Annotated in this window: 9 protein-coding genes, 2 tRNA genes and 1 pseudogene; 7 read left to right on the top strand and 5 right to left on the bottom strand. The window is 71.1% G+C overall.

What is annotated here, in order from left to right:
* Nucleotides 1–62: 62 nt before the first annotated feature.
* Together ACZ3IC_RS11525 and ACZ3IC_RS11520 are read right to left on the bottom strand one after the other, a co-directional pair.
* A complete protein-coding gene (locus tag ACZ3IC_RS11525; protein WP_467414955.1) occupies nt 63–4,247 on the bottom strand; it encodes a PAS domain-containing protein in 4,185 nt (1,394 codons plus the stop codon).
* A 215-nt stretch (nt 4,248–4,462) separates the two neighbouring features.
* A complete protein-coding gene (locus ACZ3IC_RS11520) occupies nt 4,463–4,909 on the bottom strand; it encodes an SSI family serine proteinase inhibitor (RefSeq protein WP_467414953.1) in 447 nt (148 codons plus the stop codon).
* Nucleotides 4,910–5,146: 237 nt separating this feature from the next.
* Here ACZ3IC_RS11520 and ACZ3IC_RS11515 point away from each other — a divergent pair.
* The 5 genes from ACZ3IC_RS11515 (at nt 5,147) to ACZ3IC_RS11495 (ending at nt 8,225) form a co-directional block, all read left to right on the top strand.
* Nucleotides 5,147–5,237: transfer RNA gene (locus ACZ3IC_RS11515), tRNA-Ser, on the top strand.
* A 203-nt stretch (nt 5,238–5,440) separates the two neighbouring features.
* A tRNA-Arg gene (locus ACZ3IC_RS11510) sits at nt 5,441–5,513 on the top strand.
* 95 nt (nt 5,514–5,608) lie between these two features.
* Nucleotides 5,609–6,490, top strand: a complete 882-nt coding sequence (locus tag ACZ3IC_RS11505; protein WP_467414951.1) for a DUF2797 domain-containing protein — start codon at nt 5,609–5,611, stop codon at nt 6,488–6,490.
* Between the two features lie 34 nt (nt 6,491–6,524).
* Nucleotides 6,525–7,403, top strand: a complete 879-nt coding sequence (locus ACZ3IC_RS11500) for an amidohydrolase family protein (RefSeq protein ID WP_467414949.1) — start codon at nt 6,525–6,527, stop codon at nt 7,401–7,403.
* Nucleotides 7,404–7,484: 81 nt separating this feature from the next.
* A complete protein-coding gene (locus ACZ3IC_RS11495) occupies nt 7,485–8,225 on the top strand; it encodes a response regulator transcription factor (protein WP_467414946.1) in 741 nt (246 codons plus the stop codon).
* 165 nt (nt 8,226–8,390) lie between these two features.
* Here the strand turns inward: ACZ3IC_RS11495 and ACZ3IC_RS11490 are convergent, their stop codons facing one another.
* Entirely contained in the window at nt 8,391–9,248 is an 858-nt protein-coding gene (locus ACZ3IC_RS11490; protein WP_467414945.1) for an endonuclease/exonuclease/phosphatase family protein, read from the bottom strand.
* Between the two features lie 128 nt (nt 9,249–9,376).
* Between ACZ3IC_RS11490 and ACZ3IC_RS11485 the strand changes: the two genes are divergently transcribed.
* Nucleotides 9,377–10,906 carry an MFS transporter gene (locus ACZ3IC_RS11485; protein ID WP_467414943.1) on the top strand — a complete coding sequence of 510 codons (1,530 nt, stop codon included), beginning with the start codon at nt 9,377–9,379 and terminating at the stop codon, nt 10,904–10,906.
* 94 nt (nt 10,907–11,000) lie between these two features.
* Entirely contained in the window at nt 11,001–11,759 is a 759-nt protein-coding gene (locus tag ACZ3IC_RS11480; protein ID WP_467414940.1) for a TetR/AcrR family transcriptional regulator, read from the top strand.
* Nucleotides 11,760–12,003: 244 nt separating this feature from the next.
* Here ACZ3IC_RS11480 and ACZ3IC_RS11475 read toward each other — a convergent pair.
* A pseudogene (locus ACZ3IC_RS11475) lies at nt 12,004–12,528 on the bottom strand (PPOX class F420-dependent oxidoreductase).
* Nucleotides 12,529–12,537: 9 nt separating this feature from the next.
* The gene (locus tag ACZ3IC_RS11470) at nt 12,538–13,353 is read right to left on the bottom strand and encodes a YceI family protein (protein WP_467414939.1); all 816 of its coding nucleotides are present in this window, start codon (nt 13,351–13,353) and stop codon (nt 12,538–12,540) included.
* Between the last annotated feature and the right edge of the window lie 119 nt (nt 13,354–13,472).

Genomic DNA, 13,472 nt, shown 5'->3' with positions numbered 1-13,472 from the left:
ACCGCCCTCGTCGCATCTGCGGGCGTCCGCCCGTCCGTCCGCGGTCATCCGCGTCGTCCGCGTCAGTTCGTGCCGATCTTCGCGAGCAGGTCCACGATGCGTGACTGCACCTCGTCGCTGGTGGAGCGCTCCGCCAGGAAGAGGACGGTCTCGCCCGAGCTGAGCTTCGGCAGCTCCGACCCCGTCATGTCGGCGGAGGTGTAGACGACCAGCGGGGTTCGGTTCAACTGGCCGTTGGCACGCAGCCAGTCGACGATCCCGGCCCGGCGGCGGCGTACCTGCATCAGGTCCATGACCACCAGGTTGGGCCGCATCCGGGTGGCGAGCGCCACCGCCTCGTTGTCGGTGGAGGCCCGCGCGACCTGCATGCCGCGGCGTTCCAAGGTCTCCGTCAGCGCCAGCGCGATCTCCTCGTGCTCCTCGATCAACAGCACCCTCGGCGGATGCTGTTCGCTGTCGCGCGGGGCGAGCGCCTTCAGCAGCACGGCCGGGTCGGCGCCGTACGCCGCCTCCCGCGACGCCTGTCCCAGACCGGCCGTCACCAGCACCGGGACCTCGGCCGCCACCGCCGCCTGACGCAGCGACTGCAGCGCCTTGCGGGTGATGGGACCGGTGAGCGGGTCGACGAAGAGCGCGGCGGGGAACGCCGCGATCTGGGCGTCGACCTCCTCGCGCGAGTGCACGATCACCGGCCGGTAGCCGCGGTCGCTCAGCGCCTGCTGGGTGGAGACATCGGGCGCGGGCCAGACGAGCAGCCGACGCGGGTTGTCCAGCGGTTCCGGGGGCAGCTCGTCGTCGACCGGCCGCGGCGACGGACGGTTGGCGACCTCGACAGCGCCCCCCGGACCGTCCAGCGGCTCCGGTCCTTCGGCACCCTCGTCGGGTGCCCCTATGGCGTACGCGCGCCCTTCGGCTTCCGGAGCGGAGAGCAGCTGCCCCGATCCTGATCCTGATCCCGATCCTGATCCCGAGTCCGGACCCTGGCTCTGTGCCCCGCCGGACGGGGACGGCGCGGACTGAGCGGACTGAGTGGTGCGCTCACCCTCCGGCGGGGCGGCGAGCTTACGGCGCCGCCCGGCACCGCCGGGCGTCTGGTTCTGCGGGTGCGCGATGTGCTGGGCGAACGGCACGCCCTGCCCGAGCGTCCGCACGCTGAACGCGCGTCCCTGCGTCGAGTCCGACGAGCCACCGGGCATCGGAGCCTCGGCGGGCAGCGGCTGGCTGCGCGCGTCCGGTTCGGGCGCGATGTTCCGCGGGCGGCCCTCCGCGACGCCGGTGGCGTCGGCGGTGCCTGCGATGGCTGTGGTGCCGGTGGTGTGCGTGGTGCGGCCGGTCGCGGGCCATTCCGGATCGCCGCCGGGCTGGTCCTCGGCCAGGTCGATCGCCTGGTCGTCGGGCTGGTCGACGGCCTGATCACCAGGGTGGCTGTCGGGCCGGTCGTCGGCCCGCTCGCCGGGAGCGGTCAGCGCGGCCAGGCCCTGCCCCGAGGTGTCGTTCTCCGCCCAGCCTCCGGACGGCACAGCCTGCTGCTCCGCAGGCTGACCGGGCTGGCCGGTCTGCTGGGGAGCGTCGGCGTGACGGGCCCGGCGCCGCCCGGTCGGTACGGGATGCGCCTGGGGCGGTGTGTGGTCGTCGTCCGGCGCGGTGAGTACGGCGTCGTGGCGTCCGGGCAGCGAGGCGTCAGCGTCGACGGCCGTGGACGGGGTCCGGTCGGCCTCCGCGGGCGGGAGGGCGAACGCGGTACGAGGCGCGGTCGGCTCGGCCTGGGCAGACCGCTCCTGCGTGGCCGCCAATGCCCGCCGCGCCCGCCGCCCGGTCGACTGAGGCGCCGACGCCGGGCCGTCACCGACCTGTGGGAAGCCCTCGGAAGCCGAAGCCGAAGCTGAGACGGAAGAGGCAGAAGAGGCAGAAGAGGTAGAAGGAGCGAAGGAGGCAGAAGGGGCAGAAGGAGAAGCGGCAGCCGGCAGAGCCAGCTGGTTCTCGCCTCCCTGACGCACCCGGTGTCCACCCGCCGGCACCGGCGCCTCGACCGACACACCCTGCGGCGGCACGGTCCGCCCACGCTGCGGACGGCCACCGCCGCCCTGCGCACCCTCGGCCGCCGTCACCACCGCCCCTTCGGACGGCGCCGAGGCCGCGGGCAGCGCCAATGCCTGCCCGGGACCCTGCTGCTCGACAGCAATCTCCCCGGACCTCTGCCCCCGACCCTGTTCCTGCCCCGGTCCCTGGCTCTGCTCGGGCTGGGACAGCTGAGCCGGAAACGAATGCTGAGCACCGGTCTCGGCCGGACTCGGCCGCCCCCGCCTGCGCCCCGACCCCTCGCCCTGCTGGGCCGGAATGACCTCGTGCGGGCTCTGCGCACCCTGTGTCTCCTGCGAGCCCTGCACCGCGGGCTCACGACGCGCCCGTCGCCGCCCCGTCGGCTCGCCTGCCGCGGTGTCACCGTCCCCGGACCCGGCCCCCGCTCCGGAACCACCCAAAGGGCTCTCCAGGAACGCATCCGTGGACGCCCGTCGCGCCCGCCGCCGCCCGCCGCCCGGCACACCTTGACCGGCTGTCGGCTCCGGCTCCGGTTCCGTCGGGGACTCCGAACCGGGCGCCGGTGCCATCACCGTTCCCGAGCCCGCGCCCAACGGCACTTCGAGCACATACGCGCTGCCGCTCATCCCCGGCACCTCGTGCGTCTGGAGCACGCCGCCGTGCGCCCGTACGATCCCGCGCACGATCGGCTCGTGCACCGGGTCTCCCCCGGCGAACGGTCCGCGCACCTCGATCCGTACGACCTCACCGCGTTGTGCCGCCGCGACGACGACCGTGGAGTCGACGTAGCCACCGCCCGGCGCCATGCGGGCCTTGCCGGTCGAGTCGACCCCGGCGACATCCGCGACCAGATGGGCAAGCGCGGTCACCAGCCGGGCCGCGTCCACCTCGGCCTCGATCGGCGGCGCGTGCACCGCGAACTGGGCGCGCCCGGGACCGATCAGCTCGACGGCCGCGTCGATACCGGCCGTCACGACCGAGTCGAGCAGCACGCTCGCCTTGACCAGTTCCTCCGAGCCGGCGTCCAGGAGCTGGTAGCCGAGCACGTTGTCGATGAGCGTGGTCATCCGGGCGTAGCCCGCGGCCAGGTGGTGCAGGATCTGGTTGGCCTCCGGCCACAGCTGGCCGGCCGGATCGGCGGCCAGCGTGGAGAGTTCGCCGCGCAGCTCCTCCAGCGGCCCGCGCAGCGATTCGCCGAGTACGGCGGTGAGCTGGGTGTGCCGGGCGGTCAGCGCCGCCAGCCGTTCGGCCTGCTCCTCCAGTTCGGCGCTGTAGCGCTCGGCCCGGTCGGCCAGTTCCGTGCTGTGCCGTTCCGTCAGTTCGGTGACCTCGGCGGTGTGGCTTGCGGTCAGTTCGGCGACCTCGGCCTTGTGCTGTTCGCTGAGCTCCTCGTACGGCCTGCGGTCGGTGAACGTCATGACCGCACCGACCAGCTGGTCCCCGTCCCGGACCGGCGCGGTGGTCAGGTCGACCGGCACCTGTGCACCGCTCTTGGACCACAGGACCTGCCCGCGCACCCGGTGCTTGCGGCCGGACCTGAGGGTGTCGGCGAGCGGCGACTCCTCGTACGGGAACGGCTCGCCCTCCGCCCGCGAGTGCAGGATCAGCGGATGCAGCTCCTGGCCGCCCAGGTCGCTGGCGCGGAAGCCGAGAATCTGCGCGGCGGCGGGGTTGACCAGGACGACCCGGCCGTCCGTGTCCGTACCGACGACCCCCTCGGCCGCGGCCCGCAGGATCATCTCGGTCTGCCGCTGCGAACGGGCCAGTTCGGCCTCGGTGTCGACGGTGCCCGAAAGATCCCGTACGACGAGCATCAGCAGCTCGTCGCCCGTGTAGCTGCCGCTGTAACCGCTCTGGAAGTCGTTGTACGCGGCCTGCCCGTCCTCCAGGCCGGCGCTGGTGACCTCGACCGGGTACTCGTTGCCGTCGGTCCGCCGTGCGGTCATCCGGGTCGGCTTCGTCCGGCCGCGGTCGTCGGCGGTCTCGGGCCGGCGCATCGACCCCGGAATCAGCTTGGAGTCGAACTCCGGCAGCAGGTCGAGGAGCCCGCGCCCGACGAGCGCCGTGCCCGGCGTCTCGAACATCTCCAGGGCGATGGAGTTGGCGTTGACGACCGTGCCGTTGCAATTGACGAGCAGCAGCCCGTCGGGGAGTGCATCGAGTATGGCTGCGAGGCGAGCAGTGCCTCGGGATGGCCTGCTGCTCACGACGACGCTTCCTCCCTGGTTACCTCACCTTGCCGACAGCGGGCCCCATCTTGCCCCTCGGGCCGCAGGCTGTCACGGAAGGAGTCTAAAGGCAGGGGCGGGGCGTGGGGCGGCGGATGGGGGGGAGCTCTCACCAAGGTTCTGTGCATACGGTGTACGACTCCAGCGCGTCACGTGTCGTTGGATATGCCCTGGGCAGGCGTGGGGACCCCTGTTCACCGGACGTCGGGGAGCACCGGCCGCAGGTTGTTCCAGCGCGAGATCTCGCATCCGTCGGTCCGGTCGAAGACCGCGTCGATGCTTCGCCCCCGCCAGGTTCCGGTGACCCGGGCGGTGGCCTGCCCCCCGAATTGCTGGGTGCAGATCGCGTCCCCGGGCACGGGGGCGAACGGGTCCGCGCCCTCGCCCGCCAGCTCCTCCAGCCGGACGCAGGCCTGCCGTGCCGCCGGGTGGCTGCCGCCCGTAGGCCCGCACTCCAGCTCGAAGACGCCCTCGGCCGTTGGGTCCCCCGAGCCGGAGACCGTCATCGTCAGCCGGGCACGGGTGTCGTCGCCGTGCGGCAGCGGCAGCGGAAGGGGGCCGGTGGCCGCGGTCGCCGCCGACGCGGCAGCGGACAGTGCGGCGAGAGAGGCGACGGCGGTGAGGGCGAGGCGGCGCAGCATGCGGACTCCTGTGCTCGTGCACTTCGACGGGAGAGGCGGGACAGCCGGTGGAACGAACGGAAGAACGGGAGGGCGGTGCCTCCGTCATCACTAACGCTCGGCACGCCACGGCGTTGCGCAACCGCAGGCGCTTTGCCCTCGTGCCCGCCTGCCTAGTACCGTAGGCAGCGATTGGTGACGCAGCGATCGCCTGTGTCATCATCTGCACGCACCACTCGCGCTCGCGCGAGGTGTGCTGGAGGCGTCGCCTAGTCCGGTCTATGGCGCCGCACTGCTAATGCGGTTTGGGTTTTAAAGCCCATCGAGGGTTCAAATCCCTCCGCCTCCGCTCCATCATCGAAGCCCCGTGCCACTGGCGCGGGGCTTCGGTCGTATCCGGACCCGGGCAGTCCGGCAGCCGCCTCACAACCTCGCCAAACAGGGTGTTTTCGCAGGTCAGAGGTGGTGCGGCTAAAGGATTTCGCGCTACGGCGCAGGTCATGTAATGTTGTTCCCGCAACGCCGACCAGGCAGAAAAGCCCGGGACGCTAAGCACTCGTAGCTTAACGGATAGAGCATCTGACTACGGATCAGAAGGTTGCAGGTTCGAATCCTGCCGAGTGCACAGTGGCAAGAGGCCCCCGGATTCATCCGGGGGCCTCTTGGCTTTCCCTCCGTCTGCATCGGAACCCGTCTGCATCGGAACCCGGGAGTTCGCGCATGGGGTGGCAGTGCACCGGGCTGCGGTGGCCGGACGCGCAGGGGGCGCCCGTGCTGGGGTGGCGGCGGGGCGGGGCTGTACGGGTGAGTGTGCTGGCCTACGGGACGGAGCTCGGGTTCCGGGCGGTGGGGGAGCGACGCTGCATCGGGGCGCGCGGGAACGCGTGTCCGGTGGGGGCCGTGGTGTCGGGGCGGAGCACGGGGGCGCGGTGTCCGGAGTGTGCGCGGCTGGACCGGGCGCATTCGGTGGCCGCCGACACGATCGCCGACGACCCCCGGACGTACCGCGTGTATCTCGCCTGGTTCGGGCCGGGGATGGTGAAGGTCGGGATCACCGCCGAGGAGCGGGAGGCGGCGCGGCTGCGGGAGCAGGGGGCCGTGGTGTTCAGCTGGCTGGGGCGGGGGCCGTTGATGGCGGCGCGGCGGACCGAGGAGTTGCTGCGCTCGGCGCTCGGGGTGCCGGACCGGATTCCGTACGCCAGGAAGCGGGCCGTGCGCGCGGTGCTGCCGGGCGTGGCGGAGCGGCGTGCCGAGGTGGCGGAGCTTTACGGGCGGGCCGTGGCGCTGGAGGGGGCAGGGTGGCCCGAGTCGCTGGAGCGGTTGCCGTTCGAGGCGGTCGATCATGCCGGGGTGTTCGGGCTGGGCGGCACGGTCGAGGTGGCGTGGGCGGTCACCGAGTTGGTGGACGGGGGTGCGGTCGCCGGGCGGCTGGTGGCGGCGGCCGGGCCCGATCTGCATCTGGAGACGGCGAAGGACGGGGTCGTGGTGCTGGACACCCGGCTGATGACCGGGTGGGAGCTGGCGGGCGCCGACGTGCGGGCCGGGGTGGGTGTGCCGGTGGCCGACATCGGGGGTGGCGGTGTGCAGGGCGGACTGTTCTGAGATCGTCGGTGCCGGACGGTGAAAGGGGTGCGGAATGAGTAATGACGCCGACGACGTCATGCGGTTCTGGGAACGGCTGGGGCTGCCCGGCATCATCGATGTCCATACGCACTTCATGCCGGAGCGGGTGCTGCGCAAGGTCTGGGCGTACTTCGACTCCGCGGGCCCGCTGACCGGGATGGAGTGGCCGATCGAGTACCGGCACGACGAGGACGAACGCCTCGCGCTGCTGCGTTCGTTCGGCGTGCTCCGGTTCACCTCGATGCTCTACCCGCACAAAGCCGGGATGGCGGCCTGGCTGAACGGCTGGGCGGCCGATTTCGCGCGCCGGGTGCCGGACTGTCTGCACACCGCGACGTTCTTCCCGGAGGAGGGCGTGGAACAGTACGTACGCGAGGCCGTGGAGGCAGGGGCCCGGGTCTTCAAGTCGCACCTTCAGGTCGGCGCGTACGACGCCAACGACCCGCTGCTGGAGCCGGTGTGGGGGCTGCTCGCGGAGGCCGGGGTCCCGGTGGTGATGCACTGCGGCTCCGGACCGGCGCCCGGCAAGTACACGGGGCCCGAACCGGTCGGCCGGCTGCTTGCCCGGCATCCGCGGCTGCGGCTGATCGTGGCGCACCTGGGCATGCCGGAGTACGCGGAGTTCCTGGCGCTCGCGGAGACGTACCCGCAGGTGCGGCTCGATACGACGATGGCGTTCACGGATTTCACGGAGGACTTCACTCCATTCCCTGTGGCCGAGCGCAGTCGGCTCGCGGCGCTCGGGGACCGGATTCTGCTGGGGACGGACTTCCCGAACATTCCGTATCCGTATGCGCATCAACTGCACGCGCTGGAACGGCTGGAGTTGGGGGATGACTGGTTGCGCGCGGTTTGTCACGGGAACGCGAGCGCGTTGTTCGCCGTGGACTGACGGTTCATGAAGGGCCGTTTTCTCAGACGATTCACAGAATCGGAAAAGGGCCCTCTCAGAGGAGCCTCACAGGGTTGGGGCATGACGACGACGACCTTGCCCCAGGGGCGTACCGAATTGGTGGGAGCGGACTGCAGCCCCGTCCGTGTGCTGGTGGTGGACGACGAGGCTCCGCTCGCCGAGCTGCTCTCCATGGCTCTGCGTTACGAGGGCTGGGAGGTGCGCAGCGCCGGGGACGGCGCCGCTGCCGTACAGATGGCGCGCGACTTCCGGCCCGACGCGGTGATCCTCGATGCGATGCTGCCCGACACGGACGGGTTCGCCGTGCTCGGCAGACTGCGACGGGAGCTCGCCGAGGTCCCCGTACTGTTCGTGACCGCTCGCGACGCGGTGGAGGACCGGATCGCCGGGCTCACGGCGGGCGGCGACGACTACGTCACCAAGCCGTTCAGCCTGGAGGAGGTCGTGGCGCGGCTGCGCGGGCTGATCCGGCGGTCCGGTATGGCGGCCGTACGCAGCGAGTCGACGCTCGTCGTCGGCGATCTGATGCTCGACGAGGACAGCCATGAGGTGAGCCGGGGCGATACCTCCATCCATCTGACCGCGACCGAGTTCGAGCTGCTGCGCTTCCTGATGCGCAATCCGCGGCGGGTGCTGAGCAAGGCGCAGATCCTCGACCGGGTGTGGAGCTACGACTTCGGCGGGCAGGCGAACGTCGTCGAGCTGTACATCTCGTATCTGCGCAAGAAGATCGATGCCGGACGGTCGCCGATGATCCACACCCGGCGGGGGGCGGGATATCTCATCAAGCCCGGTCAGTAGGTGCGGTGCGTGGGCCGGCGCTTGAACCGGCGGCCGGGGCCGTGGACGCTGCGGACCCGGCTCGTGGCCTCGGCGGTGACGCTGATCTCCGGCGCAGGACACCAGGGCGTGTTTCGAAAGTCCCGCCTGCCCCGCTTGCCCCGCTTGCCCCCGCCGAAACTCCCCCTAGCGTCGCAGTAGCAGGTCCGCGACGACCGGGCGGTGGTCCGAGGCAAGCGTCTCGGCCACCGCCGCGTCGCGTACTCGTACGGAATCCTTGGACACCGCCACATAGTCGATCCGCTGCACCGGGTCCTGCGCCGGGTACGTCGGCCCGCCGGGCTCGATGTCCGTCAGCTTCTCCCAGAGCGGGGCGAGTTCGGGAGCAGCCGGTGCCGCGTTGAGGTCGCCGAGCAGGATCTGCCGCACCTTCTGTTGCCCGGGCGCCCCGTCCTCGGCCATGATCCGGCGGGTGTCGGCGACCTGGGCGGCCCGTACGGACGGGTCGGCGCGGTAGTCGAGATGCGTCACATACACATGTACGGGCAGCCCCTTCACCCGCACGACCACCTCGCCGAAGCCGGGCGCGGGGGCCGGAACCGGGTTCGGGTCCTGGGTGGAGAGCCGGGTGATCTCGTGGTTCTCGGCGCTCACGATCCGATACCTGGACAGCACGGCGACCCCGAACTCGCGCCGGGGCGCACCGGGAGTCGCGGGGTCGAGGCTGTATATCGGGGCGAACGAGACCTGCATGTCCAGCCGCTCGGCGAGCTCGGCCGCCAGATCGCGCCATTCGCTGCGGGAGCCCCAGTGGACATCGACCTCCTGGAGCCCGATCACATCGGCGTCCAGCGAACGCAGTTCGGCGATCTGCCGGTCGAGATCGAAGGCGTTGTCCATGCCGACGCCCGCATGGATGTTGTACGTGGCCACGCGCAGCGGCACCGCGGGCCCCTGCCCGGTGGCCGATGCGGGCGGCGCGAGGGCGGTCCCCAACAGGCCCGCTGCGATGAGGACTTCCACCGTACGACGACGCAGTGACATACCACTCCAGTCCTTGTCGGATCAGCGGCGAGCACGGTACCGCGCGGAAATGAGATGTACACCGTACGAGGGTGGCTATACGGTGTACATCTCCTACTCGTGCACCGTATAAGGCATCAGGAGTCCGCATGACGGCGACCGCCGCCGAGCAGAACCACCTCTCGCCGCCGAGCCACCCGCAACGCTGGCTGATCCTCGGCGTCATCTGCCTCGCCCAGCTCACCGTGCTGCTCGACAACACCGTTCTCAATGTCGCGATCCCCTCCCTCACCAAGGAGTTGGACGCCTCCACCGCCGACGTGCAGTGGATGATCAACGCCTATTCGCTGGTCCAGTCGGGCCTGCTGCTCACGGCCGGCAGCTCCGCCGACCGCTACGGCCGCAAGAAGATGCTGGTCGCGGGGCTCGCCCTGTTCGGCATCGGCTCGCTGGTGGCTGGACTGGCCCAGACGTCCGCGCAGCTGATCGCGGCCCGGGCGGGCATGGGCATCGGCGGTGCGCTGCTGATGACGACGACGCTGGCCGTCGTCGTGCAGATCTTCGACGACTCCGAGCGGGTCAAGGCGATCGGCATCTGGTCGACCGTCAGCTCGCTCGGCTTCGCCGTCGGACCGCTGATCGGCGGAGTGATGCTCGACCACTTCTGGTGGGGCGCGATCTTCCTGATCAACATCCCCGTCGCGGTCATCGGACTGGCCGCCGTCATCCGGCTCGTCCCGGAATCCAAGAACCCCAGCGGCGAGCGCCCCGACCTGCTCGGCGCGCTGCTCTCCACCATCGGTATGGCATCCGTCGTGTACGCGATCATCTCCGGCCCGGAACACGGCTGGACATCGGGCCGGGTGCTGCTGACCGCCTTCGTCGGGGTCGCCGTCCTCACCGGATTCGTGCTGTGGGAGCTGCACATCCCGTACCCGATGCTGGACATGCACTTCTTCCGTAACCAGAAGTTCATCGGGGCGGTCGCGGGCGCGATCCTGGTCGCCTTCGGGATGGGCGGGTCACTCTTCCTGCTCACCCAGCAGCTCCAGTTCGTCCTCGGCTACGAGCCGCTGGAGGCCGGTCTGCGTACGGCGCCGCTGGCGCTGAGCGTCGTCGCCCTCAACCTCACGGGCCTGGGCGCCAGGCTGGTGCCCAGGCTGGGCACGCCCGCCACGATCGCGGCCGGGATGAGCCTGCTGGCCGCGGGGCTCGCCGCGATCGCGCTGCTCGGCGGCGACGGCTACGGCGGCATGCTGCTCGGCCTGGTCGTGATGGGTGCGGGCATCGCGCTCGCCATGCCCGCCATGGCCAACGCGATCATGAGCGCCATTCCGCCGGAGAAGGCGGGCGTGGGCGCCGGGGTCAACGGCACGCTCGCCGAATTCGGCAACGGTCTGGGGGTCGCCGTGCTCGGCGCGGTGCTCAACTCCCGGTTCGGGGCGCTCGTACCGGCGGCCGTCGGGGCCGCCTCGCTGCCCGCCGCGCTGGCCTCGGCAACCGACGACGGGGAGCGGGCGCGGATCACGGACGCCTTCGCCTCGGGACTGGAGACCAGCCAGCTCGTCGGAGCGGTCGCGGTGCTGGTCGGCGGCCTGCTCGCCGCCGTACTTCTGCGCCGCGCCGAGCGGGCAGAATCTGCGCGGGCGGACTCGGCCGAGGCAGGGGCAGCGGCATAGCATCGAGGCGGGGCGTATCGGATTGTATGGATCCGCTTCGTGCGCACGCGTACGCATCCGGTCCGTCCCGCCGGCAAGACGAGGAGAGTGTGCCATGGTGTCCGCGGCCGACCGTGTGAAGAACCCTGCCAGGACCAGCGTGTGGCTGGATCAGCGGGCACCGTCGCGCACCCGCAAATCGGACCAGCCGGCCGGTCTTGACCGGGACAGGATCACCGCGGCCTCGGTCCGGCTGCTGGACGCCGAGGGCCTCGCCAAATTCTCCATGCGCCGACTCGCCGCCGAGCTGGACGTCACCGCGATGTCCCTCTACTGGTACGTGGACACCAAGGACGATCTGCTGGAGCTGGCCCTCGACTCGGTCTACAGCGAGATCGCGCCCCCTCGCGAGGACGCGCACTGGCACGAGCGACTGCGCGCACTGGCCGTCTCCTACCGCGCATTGCTGGTCCGGCACGTCTGGGTGTCGCCGCTGGCCGGTCACTTCCTCAACATGGGCCCGCACTCGATGCTGTTCTCGCACGCCATGCAGGACGTGATCCGGGCGACGGGGCTGCCGCTGCACCGGCAGACGGGCGCGCTCTCGGCGGTCTTCCAGTTCGTGTACGGATTCGGCACCATCGAGGCCCACTTCGTGCAGCGTAGCGCGGAGTCGGGTATCAGCCAGGACGAGTTCTTCCAGCAGGCGATGGGGGCCATTCGGAGCCAGCCGCAGCTCAGCCGGATCGTCGAGTCCTCGCAGGACCTGATGGACGCGCGGGGCGGCGAAACGGTTGAGGAGATGCGCGAGCGCGACTTCACCTTCGCCCTGGACCTGCTGATCGCGGGCATCGAGGCGATGCGGGACCGCTAGAGAAGACGCGAGCGTCCGAGCGCCGGTTCACGATCACGGGCGGCCGATCGGCTGGTCCGGCGCCCGGCAGCAACCTTGAGCGAGTCCGAGGCCCGCCGCCAGGAGTCCCACACCCTTCTCGTCAGGGCGGGCGGGAGCGCGGCGGCAGGCCCGGCGCCGGAACGTGCGCACGTAGGCGGGAAGACATTGGGGAGGGCTTTGGGGAACGTGGGGAGGGCTTCCCGAAACGTATCGGGGAAAGCCGTCAGCTGCCGGACGCCAGGCGGGCAGGGAAGCCGCCGGTGGCGACGGGGCCCCAGCGCTCCGGAGTGATCCGGATGATCGACTTCCCCTGCTTCACCATCGCCGCCCGGTACTCGTCCCAGTCCGGGTGCTCCCCCGAGATGTTGCGGAAGTACTCGACGAGCGGCTCGACCGAGTCCGGTGAGTCGATCACCTCGGCCGAGCCGTCGATCTGTACCCACGGCCCGCCCACCCGTCGCCCGACCACCACCCCTCAACGAAGCGCTCCGCGCTGCCCCTGCCCGATGTCGTCGGACAGGACGATCACGCTGACCCGTGCGTCCCGTTTCGCGTTGCGGGTCTTGGCCCGTTCGGGGTAGGTCGAGACGACGATCCGGCCGGAGTCGTCGACGCCGCAGGTCAGCGGGGAGCCCTGGGGGCGGCCGTCGGACCGGGTGGTCAGCAGGATCGCCCGGTGCCTGGGCCGCACGAAGGCCAGCAGCTCGTCGAGTTCCACAGAGGTGTTCGTCGCGATGTGGGGTGCCATGTCCGCAGACTACGACGGCAGGGACTCACCCTGCACGGCCTGGATGTCGAGCTCCACCCGCAGCGTCGTGCCGATCGCCGAGATGCCCGCCTGCACCACCTGGTTGTAGTTCATCGCGAAGTCCTCGCGGCGCAGTTCGGCCGTCGCGCTGAACGCCGCACGGGTTCCGCCCCACGGGTCGGGGCCGGTGCCGAGGTAGCTCAGGTCCAGGTCGACCGGGCGCTCGACGCCGTGCATCGACAGCACACCGTGCACGGTCCAGCGGTCGGGGCCCGCCGGGGTCAGCCCGTTGGAGCGGTACGTGATCTCGGGGAAGCGGTCCGAGTCGAGGAAGTCGGGCGAGCGCAGGTGCTTGTCGCGCATGCCATTGCCGGTGTTGATGCTGGCCGCGTCGATGACGGCGTCGACCCGGGACCGGTGGACCTCCTCCGCGATCGTGATCCGGCCGCTGAACTCCGTGAACCGGCCGCGCACGCTGGAGATCCCCAGGTGCTGTGCGACCGCGGCCACCGAGGAGTGTGCCGGGTCCAGCGACCAGGCGCCCGGCGGCGGCAGCTCCACGCCGCCCTGACGGGCCAGCACCACCGTGCCGGCCTCGACCCGCCCGCTCGCCGTGACGAGGGCGGTGGAGGCGGCGGGTGCGTATCCGACCGCCGTGACGATCACTGTGTACGCGCCGGCCTGCAGGGCAGTGTCGGTCCGCACCGCCCCGTCCTCGTCGGCGGTGGCCCGCAGCACCTGCGCGCCGGTCATGTCGGTTACCGTCACGACCGCGTGCTGGACCGCCCAGCCGTCCCGCGTCCGTACCTGTGCGCGAAGTCCCATCCCGTTTTCTCTCCTTGCTCAATGACTCAATGAGTCGGGCCCCGGGGCGGGGACGGCAGGCCGTCGCCTGCCTGCCGTCCCCGCCACCGGGGCCCATCTTCACCGGCCGGTACAGCCTC

The organism is Streptomyces sp. NPDC002958 (genome assembly GCF_055563255.1).
The sequence above is the reverse complement of the archived record's forward strand: the minus strand, read 5'-3'. Positions and strand labels throughout refer to the sequence as shown.

Excerpts from the sequence above, each read along its gene's own strand:
- ACZ3IC_RS11520 (WP_467414953.1), bottom strand. The coding sequence starts at position 4,909 with ATGCTGCGCCGCCTCGCCCTCACCGCCGTCGCCTCTCTCGCCGCACTG.
- ACZ3IC_RS11505 (WP_467414951.1), top strand. The coding sequence starts at position 5,609 with ATGGGGTGGCAGTGCACCGGGCTGCGGTGGCCGGACGCGCAGGGGGCG.
- ACZ3IC_RS11500 (WP_467414949.1), top strand. The coding sequence starts at position 6,525 with ATGAGTAATGACGCCGACGACGTCATGCGGTTCTGGGAACGGCTGGGG.
- ACZ3IC_RS11495 (WP_467414946.1), top strand. The coding sequence starts at position 7,485 with ATGACGACGACGACCTTGCCCCAGGGGCGTACCGAATTGGTGGGAGCG.
- ACZ3IC_RS11490 (WP_467414945.1), bottom strand. The coding sequence starts at position 9,248 with ATGTCACTGCGTCGTCGTACGGTGGAAGTCCTCATCGCAGCGGGCCTG.
- ACZ3IC_RS11485 (WP_467414943.1), top strand. The coding sequence starts at position 9,377 with ATGACGGCGACCGCCGCCGAGCAGAACCACCTCTCGCCGCCGAGCCAC.
- ACZ3IC_RS11480 (WP_467414940.1), top strand. The coding sequence starts at position 11,001 with ATGGTGTCCGCGGCCGACCGTGTGAAGAACCCTGCCAGGACCAGCGTG.
- ACZ3IC_RS11470 (WP_467414939.1), bottom strand. The coding sequence starts at position 13,353 with ATGGGACTTCGCGCACAGGTACGGACGCGGGACGGCTGGGCGGTCCAG.